This is a genomic window from Pseudomonas flexibilis (assembly GCF_000806415.1).
In the GTDB taxonomy this organism is placed as follows: Bacteria; Pseudomonadota; Gammaproteobacteria; order Pseudomonadales; family Pseudomonadaceae; genus Serpens; species Serpens flexibilis.
On record NZ_JTAK01000001.1, the window covers coordinates 422,186 to 437,405 of the forward strand.

The 15,220-nt window shown below is 66.9% G+C and carries 12 protein-coding genes; 8 read left to right on the forward strand and 4 right to left on the reverse strand.

All coding sequences use genetic code 11. The features are described 5' to 3' along the window. Positions 1–5: 5 nt before the first annotated feature. Positions 6–701 carry an anaerobic ribonucleoside-triphosphate reductase activating protein gene (locus tag PT85_RS02115; RefSeq protein ID WP_039605792.1) on the forward strand — a complete coding sequence of 232 codons (696 nt, stop codon included), beginning with the start codon at positions 6–8 and terminating at the stop codon, positions 699–701. Position 702: 1 nt separating this feature from the next. Here the strand turns inward: PT85_RS02115 and PT85_RS02120 are convergent, their stop codons facing one another. Together PT85_RS02120 and PT85_RS02125 are read right to left on the reverse strand one after the other, a co-directional pair. Further along, positions 703–1,122 carry a putative zinc-binding protein gene (locus tag PT85_RS02120; protein ID WP_027591108.1) on the reverse strand — a complete coding sequence of 140 codons (420 nt, stop codon included), beginning with the start codon at positions 1,120–1,122 and terminating at the stop codon, positions 703–705. A 21-nt stretch (positions 1,123–1,143) separates the two neighbouring features. Further along, complete coding sequence (locus tag PT85_RS02125) at positions 1,144–1,821, reverse strand: Crp/Fnr family transcriptional regulator (protein ID WP_039605793.1); 678 nt, start codon at positions 1,819–1,821, stop codon at positions 1,144–1,146. Between the two features lie 319 nt (positions 1,822–2,140). Here PT85_RS02125 and can point away from each other — a divergent pair, with 319 nt between their 5' ends. Then, the gene (gene can, locus PT85_RS02130) at positions 2,141–2,770 is read left to right on the forward strand and encodes a carbonate dehydratase (RefSeq protein ID WP_039605794.1); all 630 of its coding nucleotides are present in this window, start codon (positions 2,141–2,143) and stop codon (positions 2,768–2,770) included. 195 nt (positions 2,771–2,965) lie between these two features. Here can and narL read toward each other — a convergent pair whose 3' ends face one another. Together narL and PT85_RS02140 are read right to left on the reverse strand one after the other, a co-directional pair. Then, positions 2,966–3,592, reverse strand: a complete 627-nt coding sequence (gene narL / locus PT85_RS02135; RefSeq protein WP_039605795.1) for a two-component system response regulator NarL — start codon at positions 3,590–3,592, stop codon at positions 2,966–2,968. Continuing rightward, complete coding sequence (locus PT85_RS02140; protein ID WP_039605796.1) at positions 3,589–5,385, reverse strand: type IV pili methyl-accepting chemotaxis transducer N-terminal domain-containing protein; 1,797 nt, start codon at positions 5,383–5,385, stop codon at positions 3,589–3,591. The genes narL and PT85_RS02140 overlap by 4 nt, the downstream gene beginning before the upstream one ends. Positions 5,386–5,617: 232 nt before the next feature. On the opposite strand from PT85_RS02140, the gene PT85_RS02145 reads away from it, so the two are divergent. The 6 genes from PT85_RS02145 to narI are packed head-to-tail and all read left to right on the forward strand — an operon-like array spanning position 5,618 to position 15,178. After that, entirely contained in the window at positions 5,618–6,874 is a 1,257-nt protein-coding gene (locus tag PT85_RS02145) for an MFS transporter (RefSeq protein ID WP_039562473.1), read from the forward strand. Between the two features lie 2 nt (positions 6,875–6,876). Further along, on the forward strand, positions 6,877–8,289 hold the full coding sequence (locus PT85_RS02150; protein ID WP_039605797.1) for a NarK family nitrate/nitrite MFS transporter: 1,413 nt from the start codon (positions 6,877–6,879) through the stop codon (positions 8,287–8,289). Positions 8,290–8,349: 60 nt separating this feature from the next. Then, entirely contained in the window at positions 8,350–12,105 is a 3,756-nt protein-coding gene (locus PT85_RS02155) for a nitrate reductase subunit alpha (RefSeq protein WP_039605798.1), read from the forward strand. A 10-nt stretch (positions 12,106–12,115) separates the two neighbouring features. Beyond that, a complete protein-coding gene (gene narH, locus PT85_RS02160; protein WP_039605799.1) occupies positions 12,116–13,654 on the forward strand; it encodes a nitrate reductase subunit beta in 1,539 nt (512 codons plus the stop codon). 2 nt (positions 13,655–13,656) lie between these two features. Then, on the forward strand, positions 13,657–14,403 hold the full coding sequence (narJ, locus tag PT85_RS02165; protein WP_039605800.1) for a nitrate reductase molybdenum cofactor assembly chaperone: 747 nt from the start codon (positions 13,657–13,659) through the stop codon (positions 14,401–14,403). After that, positions 14,396–15,178, forward strand: a complete 783-nt coding sequence (gene narI / locus PT85_RS02170; protein ID WP_039605801.1) for a respiratory nitrate reductase subunit gamma — start codon at positions 14,396–14,398, stop codon at positions 15,176–15,178. Before narJ ends, narI begins: the two co-directional genes overlap by 8 nt. Positions 15,179–15,220 lie beyond the last annotated feature (42 nt).

The following is a 15,220-nucleotide window of genomic DNA, read 5'->3' on the forward strand; positions in this document are numbered from 1 at the left end:
TCCGCGTGAGCACCACGCTCAGGGTCGGGGGGCTGGTCCCCCTGACCACCCTCGATTTCCCCGACCACCTGGCCTGCGTGCTGTTCTGCCAGGGCTGCGGCTGGCGCTGCCGCTACTGCCACAACCCGCAGCTGATCCCGGCGCGCGGCGACACGTCACTGGCCTGGGCGGACCTGCTGGCCTTCCTGGAGCGGCGCGTTGGCCTGCTGCAGGCGGTGGTGTTCAGCGGCGGCGAGCCGACCCAGCAGGCGGCGCTGGTCGCCGCCATGGCCCAGGTGCGCGAGCTGGGCTTCAAGGTCGGCCTGCACAGCGCCGGCATCAAGCCGCAACGCTTCGCCCGGGTGCTATCGCAGGTGGACTGGGTGGGCTTCGACGTCAAGGCGCCGCCCGGGCATGGGCAGGCGATCACCGGGGTGGCGGACAGCGACCGCGCCAACTGGCAGAGCCTGGAACGGCTGCTGGACAGCGGCGTCGCCTACGAATGCCGCACCACCTTGCACTGGCAACTGCTGGACGCCGAGCGCCTCTGGGCTCTGGCCTGCCGGTTGGCCGAACGCGGTGTCCAGCGCTTCGTGCTGCAGCCGGTGCGCAGCGCGCGGATGCTGGACGCCAGGCTGGGCCCGAGCCTCGCGCCGGCCGATTGGCCAGCGCTGCGTCAGCGGCTGGAAACCCTGTTCCCGGCCTTCGAGGTGCGCGGCTGACTCACTTCACCACGCGCAGTTTCGGTTTCGGCTCCGGTGGCGGCGGGGTGGGGCGCATGCGGTCGCTGGCGATGATCTGGCGCATCTCCTCCAGCAGCTCGTCGGCCTGTTCGCTGGAAAAGTCCTCGTGGTGGCGCTTCTTCAGGCCGTAGGAGCTGAGCACCACGTGCACGTTGGCGGTCACGCCGTGCTGCTCCAGGCAGGCGCGTACACACTGCAGCTGGCAGCCATCGATGGCCAGGATCGGTCGCTGCGAGTTGGCCTTGCTGACCAGCGAGGCGACCCGGCCGCCCACCCCGGCGATGCAGGACATTTCCGCCAGGCCGCCACGGTCCAGGCGCACTGCCAGGGTGTTGGCCAGCTGCGCCACGTTGGAACAGCCGGAGCAGGAGTAGACCAGGGGGAGCTTGGGATCGGGCATGACGCGCCTCCTGCTGGCGAGCTACTGAATGAAACCGGTCAGGGCGGGCGTGTCCAGCACGCGGATGCTGCGACGTTCCATGGCGATGATGCCGGCGTCCATCAGGCGGTGCAGGATGCGCGAGAAGGTCTCCGGCTGGATGCCCAGCTGCGAGGCGATCAGGCGCTTGGGCACGTGCAGCTGCACCAGGTTGGCGCCGTCCTGCAGTTCCTGGTTGAGGTAGCGCGCCACCCGCTGGCTGGCGTTGGCCATCGCCAGGGTGTCGATCTCGTCGAGGAACTGCTGCATGCGCTGGCTGAAACGCCCCAGCAGGTTCAGGCACAACTGCGGCTGTGCTTCCAGAAGGCGTCGGTAGTGCAGGCTGTCCAGGCTTACCAGCGAGCTGGTCTTCAGGGCGCTGGCGCTGAACGGGTTGCACTCCAGGCCGCTGAACATCAGCGTCTCGCCGAAGCTCTGTCCGGGCTGGATGATCTCAACCAGCTTTTCCTGGCCTTCCATCAACACGCGGGTCAGCTTCATCTGGCCCTGCACCAGCACGTAGAAGCGCTCGGCCGGCTCGCCCTGATGCAGCAGGCATTCGCCGGCGTCCAGCCGGCGCTGGATGGCCAGCCGGCAGACTTCCTGGAACGGTCCCTCCGCCAGCCCTTCGAACAGCGGGTGTTGGCGGAGCGTGGTGAGTATTTCCGTGTCGGTCAGCATGCGCACCTCTAGGATCGGTTCCCGTTTCGGCGTCGGTCGTGAAGCCGTGCCAAATGGCGCCATGCCATACGACCGGATGGGCCGAGCCCATGCTAGGGAGGCGTTGGCGAGGCGACCATTCCCCCGTGGCACTACCTCCAAAGGGGCATGGGCCAGTGGGTGCGACCTAGTGTCGCCGCTCCGGTGCGCGAATCCGCTTGATCTTGATCAGTTTGCTCGGATTTAGCCGAGGGGCATCGACCGGGCGACCTTGACCAACGACAACGGCGGCCCGCCGGACGCGTGCTAATCAGGCCGCGATTCTTTCGGGAGTAGGCCCATGGACATTCACCAACTGCTGGACAACAACCGCCACTGGTCGGCCACGCTGCGCGCCCGCGACCCCGAGTTCTTCGCCCGGCTGGCCCGCCAGCAGCGGCCGGAGTTTCTCTGGATCGGCTGTTCGGACAGCCGCGTGCCGGCCAACGAGGTGGTCGGGCTGCTGCCCGGTGAACTGTTCGTGCACCGCAACGTCGCCAACATGGTGGTGGCCACCGACATGAACCTGCTGTCGGTGCTGCAGTACGCCGTCGATGTGCTGCGGGTGCGCGAGATCATCGTCTGCGGCCACTACGGCTGCGGCGGCGTGCGCGCCGCCCTCGGACACGCCGCCCTGGGACAACTGATCGACAACTGGCTGCGCGCGATCAAGGCGCTCTACCACCAGAACCTGGAACGTTTCGCCGGGCTGGACGAGGAGCAGGCGGTGAACCTGCTCTGCGAGCTGAACGTGCAGCGTCAGGTGCGCAACGTCTGCCACACGCCGATCGTGCAGGGCGCCTGGCTGCGCGGCCAGCCGCTGGCCGTGCACGGCTGGATCTACGGGCTGGACGACGGACGGGTGAAGGACCTGGAGGTCACCGTGGACAGCCCGGCGCAGCTGGACGAGACCTTTCGCTACGACCCGTAGGGTGGCTTGCGCGTTATCGATCCACCGTGCGTGCCATAGGCGCGCCGTGCCGGCGCGTTGGTGGACAAGGAAAACGTTGTCCACCCTACCGGTCCCGACAGCCCGGCGCAGATCGTAGGGTGGATCGCGCTCCACCGATCCACCGTGCGTGCCGCAGGCACGCCATGCCGACGCGATGGTGCGGGGTGGGGGGCGCTAGCGCAGATGCTCCAGCGCCCACACTGCCGCTTCCACCCGGCCGCGCAGGCCGAGTTTGTGCAGCAGGTTCTTCACGTGCACCTTCACCGTGCCCTCGGTGATGCCCAGCTTGTTGCCGATCATCTTGTTGCTCAGGCCGGCGGCGATCATCTTCAGTACCTGGCGCTCGCGGTCGGTGAGGTCGGCCTGGCTCGGTCCCTGGGGGCTGCGCAGCGCCTGGGCCAGCACGCTGGTCAGGGCCGGGCTGATCGCCATCTGCCCCTGTAGCACGCGGTGCAACTGGTCGATCAGCTGTTCGGGCTCCATGTCCTTGAGCAGGTAGCCATCGGCGCCGAAGCGCATGGCGTCGCGCACGTCCTCCTCGGCGTCGGAGACGGTGAACAGCAGCACCTTGCCGGTGAAACCGCGCTCGCGGATCTTCTTCAGCGTCTCCACGCCGTTCATCTGCGGCATGTTGTTGTCCAGCAGGATCAGGTCCGGCTGGAGCTCGGCCAGCGAGTCCAGGGCCTCCTGACCGTTGCCCGCTTCGCCGACCACCTGCAGGTCTTCCTCCAGTTCCAGCAATTGGCGAATGCCGCGGCGCATCATCGGGTGGTCGTCGACCAGCAGCAGGCGGTAGGTCATGTCAGTCTCTCGTGGGGAATCAGGCTCAGGAACACCGGGCGGAAGCGCAGTTGCACCCGGGTACCGCGCGGTTCGCCGGGGCCGATGGCCAGGCTGCCGCCCAGGCTGCGGGCACGTTCCTGCATGATGGTTAGGCCATGGTGCTGGCGCTGGTCGTACTCGCCGGACAGGCCGCGGCCGTTGTCTTCGATCAGCAGCTCCACCTGCTCGCCGTCCTGGCGCAGGGCGACCGTCACCTGGTCCGCGCCGGCATGCCGCGCACAGTTGGACAGCGCCTCGCGGGCCACCTGCAGCACGTGGATCTGCTCGCTGGCCGACAGGGTGAAGGCCAGCGGCTGAACCTGCAAGTGCACCTGGAAGGCGCCGCGCTCGGCGAACTCCCGGGTGGTGTCCTGCAGCGCCTGTTCCAGGCCGCCCTCCTGGATGGACAGGCGGAAGGTGGTGAGCAGCTCGCGCAGCTGGCGATACGCCGAGTTCAGGCCCTCGCGAATCTCCTCGCTGACCGCTTCCAGGCGTTCCATGGGTTCGCCCCGGCGCATCAGCGTCTGCAGGCGGCTGACCTGCAGCTTCATGTAGGACAGCGCCTGGGCCAGCGAATCATGCAGCTCGCGGGCGATCACCGCGCGTTCCTCGAACAGCAGCAGGCGGTGTTCCTGCTCGCGCTGGCGTTCCAGCGACAGCGCGGTGCCGATCAGGTTGGCCAGTGCCTGGATCAGTTCCGCTTCCCAGTCCCGCGCCGGGCGGCCGGCGAAGCTGGCGCGCAGCTCGCCCAGCTCGCTGCCTTGGTTGACCACCGGGCAGGACAGCAGGTTGGGGCTGCCGCGCAGGGTGCACAGGGCGCAGTCCTCCGGTGCGCAGATCTCCCGCACGCGGTCGCTGTGCAGCGCCACCAGCTGCTCGGCCGGCTGGCCGGGCTCGCCGTGCAGGCACAGCGACAGCTGCAGACCGGGCAAGCGGCTGCGGAAGTCCTCCAGCAGGCTGCCCAGGGCATTGGCGTCGGCGGCACCGCTGGCCAGCCGGCGGCTGCTCTGGTAGAGCAGCTGCAGGGCGGCGTTGGCCTGCGCCAGGTTGGCGGTTTCCTCGGCCACCCGGCGCTCCAGGGTCTGGTGCGAGCGCTCGATGGCCTCGGCCATGGCGTTGAAGCTGGCGGCTACCTGGCCGAGCTCGTCCTCGGCGTCGTACTTCACCCGTACCCCGAGATCGCCGGAGCGAAAGCGCTCGTTGGCGGCGACCAGCTCCTGCAGCGGCGCCAGCACCGTGCCCTGCAACTGGTAGATGCCGACCATCAGCACCACCACGGTGACGAACAGCGCCAGGCCCTGGATGGTCTGCACCCAGCCCTGCTTGGCCTCGCTGCGCTTCTGCAGCAGCAGCACGAAGGCATTCAACTGCTCGACGAAGTTTTCCGCGCGTGGCGGGAAGTCGTCGAAGTCTCCGCTCAGCAGCGCCGGCTTGAGTTCCTCCCGCCAGCGTTGCTGCAGCGCCAGGTAGGCGTCATGCAGATCGGCATTGCTCTTCAGCTCCAGGGTCAGCGCCGGGCTGGCCAGGCGTTCCTCGAACTGCGTGGCCAGCTGGCGCACCTGTTCCGGGCTGTGCTCGGCCTCCAGCTTCCAGGTCATGCGGTAGATGGCCATGCGCAGCGAGCCGGCGGTATTGATGGCCGCGGCATCGCCTTCGCTGAGCTTGGCGATCAGCCCCGAGCTGAGGGCGCTGGCCAGCGCGAAGATCACGATCAGCGACACCGCGACCCCGGCGCGGGCCGGCAGCGAGCCGTTCCACCAGCGTTTTGCCACAGCTACCTCCAAAGAGTTCACGGTGCCGGCGTGGCACCCGGAATGAACCGAAGCGTAAAAGCAAGTCATTGAAAAACAAGGCATTTTCCGAAGAAAACGGGGTTACCTCTTTCGGGGTAAGCCGGCCGATCCTAGGAGTGCCACCCCCACGCCCACCATGATTTTCGTCAAGGTTGGCCAGGCCGCCGCGCCCAAGATGGCACCCACACAAGGAGCCTCGGCGAGGTGGATTATGAGTCGTGCGAAGGTACAGCAAGCCCTGGTGCTGAGTATGAGCACCCTGGCGTTTACCGTCTGCTTCATGGTCTGGATGATGTTCGCGGTGCTCGGCGTGCCGATCAAGGAACTGCTCCAGCTCAACGAAACCCAGTTCGGCCTGCTGGCCGCCACACCGGTGCTCACCGGCTCGCTGGTGCGTCTGCCGCTGGGCATGCTCACCGACCGCTTCGGCGGGCGCGTGGTGTTCTTCCTGCTGATGCTGGCCTGCGTGCTGCCCATCTACCTGATCGCCGAGGCCACCGCCTACTGGCAGTTCCTGGTGCTGGGCCTGTTCGTCGGCCTGGCCGGCGGCTCCTTCTCGGTGGGCATCGCCTACGTCGCCAAGTGGTTCGACAAGGACAACCAGGGCCTGGCCATGGGCATCTTCGGCGCCGGCAATGCCGGCTCGGCGCTGACCAAGTTCCTCGCCCCGGCGCTGATCGCCTGGGGCAGCTGGCAGCTGGTGCCGCAGGTGTTCTCGGCGATCCTGTTCATCACCGCGCTGCTGTTCTGGTTCCTCACCAGCGACAACAAGGCCCACCGGGTGGCCAGCAGCGTGTCGCTGCGCGAGCAACTGGCGGCGCTCAAGGACCCGGCCGTGTGGCGCTACTGCCAGTACTACTCGATCGTGTTCGGCGGTTACGTGGCGCTGGCGCTGTGGATGACCAAGTACTACGTGCAGGAATACGGCTTCAGCCTGCAGACCGCCGCGCTGCTGGCCGCCTGCTTCTCGCTGCCCGGCGGCGTGCTGCGCGCCGTCGGCGGCTGGATGTCGGACAAGTGGGGCGCGCAGAGCGTGACCTGGTGGGTGCTGTGGGTGAGCTGGGTGTGCCTGTTCCTGCTTTCCTACCCGCAGACCGATTTCACCATCCAGACGGTGAACGGCCCGAAGACCTTCCACATCGGTCTCAACGCCTGGGTGTTCACCGCACTGATGTTCGTCATCGGCATCGCCTGGGCGTTCGGCAAGGCCTCGGTGTTCAAGTACATCGCCGATGACTACCCGCAGAACATGGGCGCCATCTCCGGCATCGTCGGCCTGGCCGGCGGCCTCGGCGGCTTCATCCTGCCCATCCTGTTCGGCGCCCTGGTGGACCTCACCGGCGTGCGCTCCTCCGCCTTCATGCTGCTGTACGGCGTGGTCTGGGTCTCCCTGATCTGGATGTACTTCAGCGAAATCCGCAAAACCCCCCTCATGGGCCGGGTCAGCGCCCTTGCCCAAGGAGAATGACGATGAGCGTCCTTGAAAAATCCGTCGCCGGCCTGGGTATTCCCCAGGGCCCGGTGCTGCGTGACTGGCGACCCGAAGACCCGGTGTTCTGGAACGCGGTGGGCCAGAAGATCGCCACCCGCAACCTGTGGATCTCGATTCCCGCGCTGCTGCTGGCCTTCGCCGTGTGGATGGTGTGGAGCACCGTCACCGTGCGCCTGAACAGCGTTGGCTTCAGCTTCAGCACCGACCAGCTGTTCCTGCTCGCCGCGCTGCCCTCGGTGTCCGGCGCCACGCTGCGCATCTTCTACTCGTTCATGGTGCCGATCTTCGGCGGTCGACGCTGGACGGCGCTGAGCACCGCCTCGCTGCTGATTCCCTGCCTGTGGATGAGCGTCGCGGTGCAGAACCCGGAAACCCCGTACAGCGTGTTCGTGATCATCGCCCTGCTGTGCGGCTTCGGCGGCGGCAACTTCTCGTCGAGCATGTCCAACATCAGCTTCTTCTTCCCCAAGGCGCGCCAGGGCACCGCCCTGGGCCTGAACGCCGGCCTGGGCAACCTGGGCGTGTCGGTGATGCAGTTTGCCGTGCCGCTGGCGGTGCTCGGCGGGCTGTTCGGCAGCTTCGGCGGCGAGCCGCAGCAACTGAGCGACGGCGGTCAGCTGTGGCTGCAGAACGCCGGCCTGATCTGGGTGCCGTTCATTGCCGCGGTGTCCCTGGCCGCCTGGTTCGGCATGCACGACATCGCCGACGCCAAGGCCTCGGTGAAGACCCAGGCGGTGATCTTCCGGCGCAAGCACAACTGGCTGATGTGCTGGCTGTACGTGGGCACCTTCGGCAGCTTCATCGGCTTCTCCGCCGGCTTCGCCATGCTCAGCAAGACCCAGTTCCCGGACATCAACCCGCTGCAGTTCGCTTTCCTCGGCCCGCTGGTCGGCGCCCTGAGCCGCACCCTGGGTGGCATGCTGGCCGACAAGTTCGGCGGCGCGCGCATCACCCTGTGGAACTACGCGCTGATGGCCGGCTTCGTCTTCGTGGTCATGGCCTTCCTGCCGGGTGAGGGCAGCGAGGGCAATTTCTGGGGCTTCCTGGCCGCCTTCATCCTGCTGTTCTTCTTCGCCGGCATCGGCAACGGCTCCACCTTCTGCATGATCCCGGCGATCTTCCGCGGCGAGTGGGAGGCACGCCGCCAGCGTGGCCAGGCCACCGAGGAGCAGGCCAACCGGAACGCCAGCATCGAATCGGCCGCGGTGATCGGCTTCAGCGCCGCCATCGGCGCCTTCGGCGGCTTCTTCATCCCCAAGGCATTCGGCACCTCGCTGGCCATGACCGGCAGCGCCGAGGCCGCCCTGTACCTGTTCATCGCCTACTACCTGAGCTGCATCGCCGTGACCTGGTGGTGGTACGCGCGCCGTGGCGCGGAACGCCCCTGCTAGAGCAACCCGTTTAGTTCATGACAGGGCGCTCCGGCGCCCAGCCTGAGAGGAAATAACGACATGAGTCATCTTCTTGACCAGATGCGCTTCTTCAAGCGCAAGCAGGGCGAGTTCGCCGAAGGACACGGCGAAACCCGCCAGGAGTCCCGCGACTGGGAAAACGTCTATCGCAACCGCTGGCAGTACGACAAGATCGTGCGCTCTACCCACGGGGTGAACTGCACCGGCTCGTGCAGCTGGAAGGTCTACGTGAAGAACGGCCTGGTCACCTGGGAAACCCAGCAGACCGACTACCCGCGCACCCGCAACGACCTGCCCAACCACGAACCGCGCGGCTGCCCGCGTGGCGCCAGCTACAGCTGGTACATCTACAGCGCCAACCGCCTGAAATACCCGAAGGTGCGCAAGCCGCTGCTCAAGCTGTGGCGCGAGGCGCGTCGCCACATGGAACCGGTGGAGGCCTGGGCGAGCATCGTCGAGGACCAGGCCAAGGCCGAGTCCTACAAGAGCAAGCGCGGCCTGGGCGGTTTCGTGCGCTCCAGCTGGAACGAAGTCAACGAGATCATCGCCGCCGCCAACGTCTACACCGTCAAGCAGTACGGCCCGGACCGCGTGGTCGGCTTTTCGCCGATCCCGGCCATGTCGATGGTCAGCTACGCCGCCGGCTCCCGTTACCTGTCGCTGATCGGTGGCGTGTGCCTGTCGTTCTACGACTGGTACTGCGACCTGCCGCCGGCCTCGCCGCAGGTGTGGGGCGAGCAGACCGACGTGCCGGAATCGGCCGACTGGTACAACTCCAACTACATCATCGCCTGGGGCTCCAACGTCCCGCAGACCCGCACCCCGGACGCGCACTTCTTCACCGAGGTGCGCTACAAGGGCACCAAGACCGTGGCCGTCACCCCGGACTACGCCGAAGTCGCCAAGCTCACCGACCTGTGGCTCAACCCCAAGCAGGGCACCGACGCGGCGCTGGCCCAGGCCTTCGCCCACGTGATCTTCAAGGAATTCCACCTCGACCAGCCGAGCGCCTACTTCCGCGACTACGCCAAGCGCTACACCGACCTGCCGATGCTGGTGCTGCTCGACGAGATCGACGGCGGCTACCGCGCCGAGCGCTTCCTGCGCGCCTCCGATCTGGACAACGCGCTGGGCCAGGACAACAACCCCGAGTGGAAGACCGTGGCCGTCGACGCATCCGGCGAGCTGGTCTCCCCGCAGGGCTCGATCGGCTACCGCTGGGGCGAGAAGGGCAAGTGGAACATCGAGGCCCGCGAGGGCAAGGACGGCCGCGAAACCGACCTGACCCTCAGCCAGATCGACGGCGGCGAGGCAGCCGAGGTCGGCTTCCCGTACTTCGGCGCGCAGCAGCACGACTTCTTCCCCAACGTCGCCGGCGACGCCGTGCAGTTCCGCCGCGTGCCGGTGCGCAGCCTGAAACTGGCCGACGGCCGCAGCGTCAAGGTCGCCACCGTGTTCGACCTGATGGCCGCCAACTTAGGGATAGACCGTGGCCTGGGCGGCGCCAACGTGGCCGTGGACTACAACGACGTCAACGTGCCCGGCACCCCGGCCTGGCAGGAGCAGATCACCGGTGTGTCCCGCGAGAAGGCCATCCAGGTGGCCCGCGAATTCGCCGACAACGCCGACAAGACCCACGGGCGTTCCATGATCATCGTCGGCGCAGCGATGAACCACTGGTACCACATGGACATGAACTACCGCGGGCTGATCAACATGCTCATGCTCTGCGGGTGCGTCGGCCAGACCGGTGGCGGCTGGGCCCACTACGTCGGCCAGGAGAAGCTGCGTCCGCAGTGCGGCTGGCTGCCGCTGGCCTTCGGCCTCGACTGGCATCGCCCGTCGCGGCAGATGAACGGCACCAGCTTCTTCTACAACCACAGCTCCCAGTGGCGCCACGAGAAGATGAGCATCCACGAGGTGCTCTCGCCGCTGGCCGACAAGAGCCAGTACCCCGAGCACATGCTCGACTACAACATCCGCGCCGAGCGCGCCGGCTGGCTGCCCAGCGCGCCGCAGCTCAACCGCAACCCGCTGCAGATCGCCCGCGACGCGGCCGCCGTGGGCATGGAGCCCAGGGACTACGTGGTCAAGGGCCTGCAGGACGGCAGCCTGCGCTTCGCCTGCGAGCAGCCGGACAGCCCGGAAAACTTCCCGCGCAACATGTTCATCTGGCGCTCCAACCTGCTGGGCTCCTCCGGCAAGGGCCACGAGTACATGCTCAAGTACCTGCTGGGCACCACCAACGGCGTGATGAACGAGGACCTGGGCCAGCGCGCCGACGGCTTCAAGCCGACCGAGGCCGAATGGGTGGACGAGGGCGCCATCGGCAAGCTCGACCTGGTCACCACGCTGGACTTCCGCATGTCCTCCACCTGCGTGTACTCCGACATCGTCCTGCCGACCGCCACCTGGTACGAGAAGGACGACATGAACACCTCGGACATGCACCCCTTCATCCACCCGCTGTCCGCGGCCATCGACCCGGCCTGGGAGGCGAAGTCCGACTGGGAGATCTACAAGGGTATCGCCAAGGCGTTCTCGGCCATGGCCGAAGGGCACCTAGGCGTCGAGCGCGACGTGGTGACCGTGCCGCTGCTGCACGACACCCCCGGTGAACTGGCCCAGCCGTTCGGCGGCACCGACTGGAAGACCGCCGGCGAGGCGCCGGTGCCCGGCAAGAACGCGCCGAACATCGCCGTGGTCGAGCGCGACTACCCGTCCACCTACAAGAAGTTCACCGCCCTCGGCCCGCTGCTCGAGAGTCTGGGCAACGGCGGCAAGGGCATCAGCTGGAACACCGAGGACGAAGTGAAATTCCTCGGCGAGCTGAACTACCGGGTGCGCGAGGAGGGCGTCAGCCAGGGCCGGCCGAAGATCGAAACCGCCATCGACGCCGCCGAGGTGATCCTCTCGCTGGCGCCGGAAACCAATGGCCACGTCGCCGTGAAGGCCTGGGAAGCGCTGTCGGAATTCACCGGCCGCGACCACAGCCACCTGGCGCTGCCCAAGGAGCACGAGGCGATCCGCTTCCGCGACATCCAGGCCCAGCCGCGCAAGATCATCTCCAGCCCCACCTGGTCGGGCCTGGAAGACGAGCACGTCAGCTACAACGCCGGCTACACCAACGTCCACGAGTACATCCCGTGGCGCACCCTCACCGGTCGCCAGCAGTTCTACCAGGACCACCCGTGGATGCAGGCCTTCGGCGAGCAGTTGATGAGCTACAAGCCGCCGATCAACACCCGCTCCATCGGCTATGTGCAGGGCAAGAAGCCCAACGGCAACCCGGAGATCGCGCTGAACTGGATCACCCCGCACCAGAAGTGGGGCATCCACAGCACCTACACCGACAACCTGATCATGCTGACCCTCAGCCGCGGCGGCCCGATCGTGTGGATGAGCGAAATCGACGCGAAGAAGGTGGGCATCGAGGACAACGACTGGATCGAGTGCTTCAACGCCAACGGCGCGCTCACCGCCCGCGCGGTGGTCAGCCAGCGCGTCAAGGAAGGCATGGTGATGATGTACCACGCCCAGGAACGCATCGTGAACGTGCCCGGCGCCGAGAGCACCGGCACCCGCGGCGGCCACCACAACTCGGTGACCCGCGTGATGCTCAAGCCCACCCACATGATCGGCGGCTACGCCCAGCAGGCCTACGGCTTCAACTACTACGGCACCGTGGGCTGCAACCGCGACGAGTTCGTCGTGGTGCGCAAGATGAACAAGGTCGACTGGCTGGACGCGCCCTATGGCGATGACCTGCCGCAACCGCTGCCGCAGGACATTTGAGGAGTACGCCATGAAGATTCGTTCACAAGTCGGAATGGTCCTGAACCTGGACAAGTGCATCGGCTGCCACACCTGCTCGATCACCTGCAAGAACGTCTGGACCAGCCGTGAAGGCATGGAATACGCCTGGTTCAACAACGTCGAGACCAAGCCGGGCATCGGCTACCCGAAGGAATGGGAAAACCAGGAGAAGTGGAAGGGCGGCTGGGTGCGTAACCCCGACGGTTCGATCAACCCGAGGATCGGCGGCAAGTTCCGCGTGCTGGCGAACATCTTCGCCAACCCGGACCTGCCGAGCATCGACGACTACTACGAGCCGTTCGATTTCGACTACCAGAACCTGCACACCGCGCCGCTGGGCAAGCACCAGCCGGTGGCGCGGCCGCGCTCGCTGATCTCCGGCAAGCGCATGGAAAAGATCGAGTGGGGTCCCAACTGGGAGGAAATCCTCGGTACCGAATTCGCCAAGCGCCGCAAGGACAAGAACTTCGACAAGGTCCAGGCGGACATCTACGGCGAGTACGAGAACACCTTCATGATGTACCTGCCGCGTCTGTGCGAGCACTGCCTCAACCCGGCGTGCGCGGCCTCCTGCCCGAGCGGCGCGATCTACAAGCGCGAGGAGGACGGCATCGTCCTCATTGACCAGGAGAAGTGCCGCGGCTGGCGCATGTGCATCAGCGGCTGCCCGTACAAGAAGATCTATTACAACTGGAAGAGCGGCAAATCCGAGAAGTGCATCTTCTGCTTCCCGCGCATCGAGGCCGGCATGCCGACCATCTGTTCGGAAACCTGCGTGGGCCGCATCCGCTACCTGGGCGTGCTGCTGTATGACGCCGACCGCATCCACGAAGTGGCCAGCACGCCTAACGAGCAGGACCTGTATCCCAAGCAGCTGGAGATGTTCCTCGACCCCAACGACCCGAAGGTGATCGAGCAGGCGCTGAAGGATGGCGTGCCGCTGTCGGTGATCGAGGCCGCGCAGAAGTCGCCGGTCTACAAGCTGGCGGTGGACTGGCAGCTGGCCCTGCCGCTGCACCCGGAATACCGCACGCTGCCGATGGTCTGGTACGTGCCGCCGCTGTCGCCGATCCAGAACGCCGCCCAGGCCGGCCACGTGAGCATGGACGGCGTGCTGCCGGACGTGGACAGCCTGCGCATCCCGGTGCGCTACCTGGCCAACCTGCTCACCGCCGGCGACGAGAAGCCGGTCAAGTTGGCCCTCAAGCGCCTGCTGGCCATGCGTGCCTACAAGCGCGCCGAGCAGGTGGACGGCGTGTTCGACCTCGAGGTGCTGGAGCAGGTCGGCCTGAGCCGCGACCAGGCCGACGACATGTACCGCTACCTGGCCATCGCCAACTACGAGGACCGCTTCGTGATCCCCTCCGCGCACCGCGAGGAGGCCATGAGCGACGTGTTCGGCGAGCGCTCCGGCTGCGGCTTCAGCTTCGGCAGCGGCTGCGGCGGCGCCTCGGACACCAACATGTTCGGCGCCAGGAAGGCCAACCAGCGCGACATCATCAAGACCGTGCAGCTGTGGGAGGACTGACCATGCAGATTCTCAAGGTGATTTCCCTGCTGCTCGACTATCCCGCCGAGCCGTTGCGCGAGGGCTACCTGGAGCTGGCGAAAGCCATCTCCAGCGCCCGCGAGATCAGCCCCGAGCAGCGCGGCGAACTGCGCCTGCTGCTCGAGGAACTGACCGGCGGCGAGCTGATGGACGTGCAGGAGCGCTACAGCGAGCTGTTCGACAAGGGCCGCGCGCTGTCGCTGCTGCTGTTCGAACACGTGCACGGCGAGTCCCGCGACCGCGGCCAGGCGATGGTCGACCTGATGGCCCAGTACGAGGCCGCCGGGTTCGCCATCGGCGTGCGCGAGCTGCCGGACTACATCCCGCTGTACCTGGAATTCCTCGCCACCCGCGAGGACCTGGAGGCCCGCGAGGGCCTGGCGGATGTGGCGCACCTGCTGGCCCTGCTGGCGGCGCGCCTGGTCGAGCGCAAGAGCCCCTACGCGGCCTGCTTCCGCGCCCTGCTGCAGATCGCCGGCCAGCAGCTGGAAAGCGTGGCCGAGTTGCGCGAGCAGGTGGCCGGCGAGGAACGCGACGATTCGCTGGAAGCCCTCGACAAGGTCTGGGAGGAGGAACAGGTGAACTTCCTGCAGGCCGAGCAGCAGGAGCGCTGCCCGTCGCAGGCCAGCCTGCCGGGCAAGGCCCGCGAGGAAGGCGCGGTGCCGCTGCACTGGGTGGATTTCAACACGGGGCCCGCTGCGCCGGGCCGGGAGACGGCAAATGTCTAACTTCAATTTCCTGCTGTTCGGGGTCTACCCCTACATCGCCCTGGCCATCTGCCTGATCGGCAGCTGGGCGCGCTTCGACCTGGCCCAGTACACCTGGAAAACCGGCTCCAGCCAGATGCTGCAACCCAGGGGCATGCGCCTGGCCAGCAACCTGTTCCACATCGGGATCATCTTCATCCTGTGTGGCCACTTCGTCGGCCTGCTGATGCCGGAAGCCCTGTACCACTCGTTCATCAGCAGCGCCGACAAGCAGCTGGTGGCCATGGTCTCCGGCGGCTTCTTCGGCATCCTCTGCCTGATCGGCCTGGTGATGCTGATCCAGCGTCGCCTGGGCGATGCCCGGGTGCGCGCCACCTCCAGCCGTTCGGATATCGCCATCCTGTTCGTGCTGCTGGCGCAACTGCTGCTCGGCCTGGGCACCATCGTCGCCTCCACCGGCCACCTGGACGGTTCGGTGATGGTGCTGCTCGGCACCTGGGCGCAGAGCATCGTCACCCTGCAGCCGGTCGCCGCCGCCGAAGCCATCGCCCCGGTGTCGCTGGTCTACAAGCTGCACGTGTTCCTCGGCGTGACGCTGTTCGTGCTGTTCCCCTTCACCCGCCTGGTGCACATCGTCAGCGCCCCGGTGTGGTACCTGGGCCGGCGCTACCAGATCGTGCGCGTCAAGCACAGCGGCCGCGCCGTGCCGCCGGTGCAGGCCCCGGCCGGCTACCGCGCCCCCGCCAAGGCCGCCCCGGCCAAGGCACCGAAGAAGGCCGGCCAGCCGGTGGCCTGATTGCCTGAATGTAGGGTGGACAGTGCTTCACCTGTCCACCAT

Bases quoted from the DNA above. Each gene is read 5' to 3' on its own strand.
- PT85_RS02120 (WP_027591108.1), bottom strand. From the start codon at position 1,122: ATGCCCGATCCCAAGCTCCCCCTGGTCTACTCCTGCTCCGGCTGTTCC.
- PT85_RS02125 (WP_039605793.1), bottom strand. From the start codon at position 1,821: ATGCTGACCGACACGGAAATACTCACCACGCTCCGCCAACACCCGCTG.
- can (WP_039605794.1), top strand. From the start codon at position 2,141: ATGGACATTCACCAACTGCTGGACAACAACCGCCACTGGTCGGCCACG.
- narL (WP_039605795.1), bottom strand. From the start codon at position 3,592: ATGACCTACCGCCTGCTGCTGGTCGACGACCACCCGATGATGCGCCGC.
- PT85_RS02145 (WP_039562473.1), top strand. From the start codon at position 5,618: ATGAGTCGTGCGAAGGTACAGCAAGCCCTGGTGCTGAGTATGAGCACC.
- PT85_RS02150 (WP_039605797.1), top strand. From the start codon at position 6,877: ATGAGCGTCCTTGAAAAATCCGTCGCCGGCCTGGGTATTCCCCAGGGC.
- PT85_RS02155 (WP_039605798.1), top strand. From the start codon at position 8,350: ATGAGTCATCTTCTTGACCAGATGCGCTTCTTCAAGCGCAAGCAGGGC.
- narH (WP_039605799.1), top strand. From the start codon at position 12,116: ATGAAGATTCGTTCACAAGTCGGAATGGTCCTGAACCTGGACAAGTGC.
- narJ (WP_039605800.1), top strand. From the start codon at position 13,657: ATGCAGATTCTCAAGGTGATTTCCCTGCTGCTCGACTATCCCGCCGAG.
- narI (WP_039605801.1), top strand. From the start codon at position 14,396: ATGTCTAACTTCAATTTCCTGCTGTTCGGGGTCTACCCCTACATCGCC.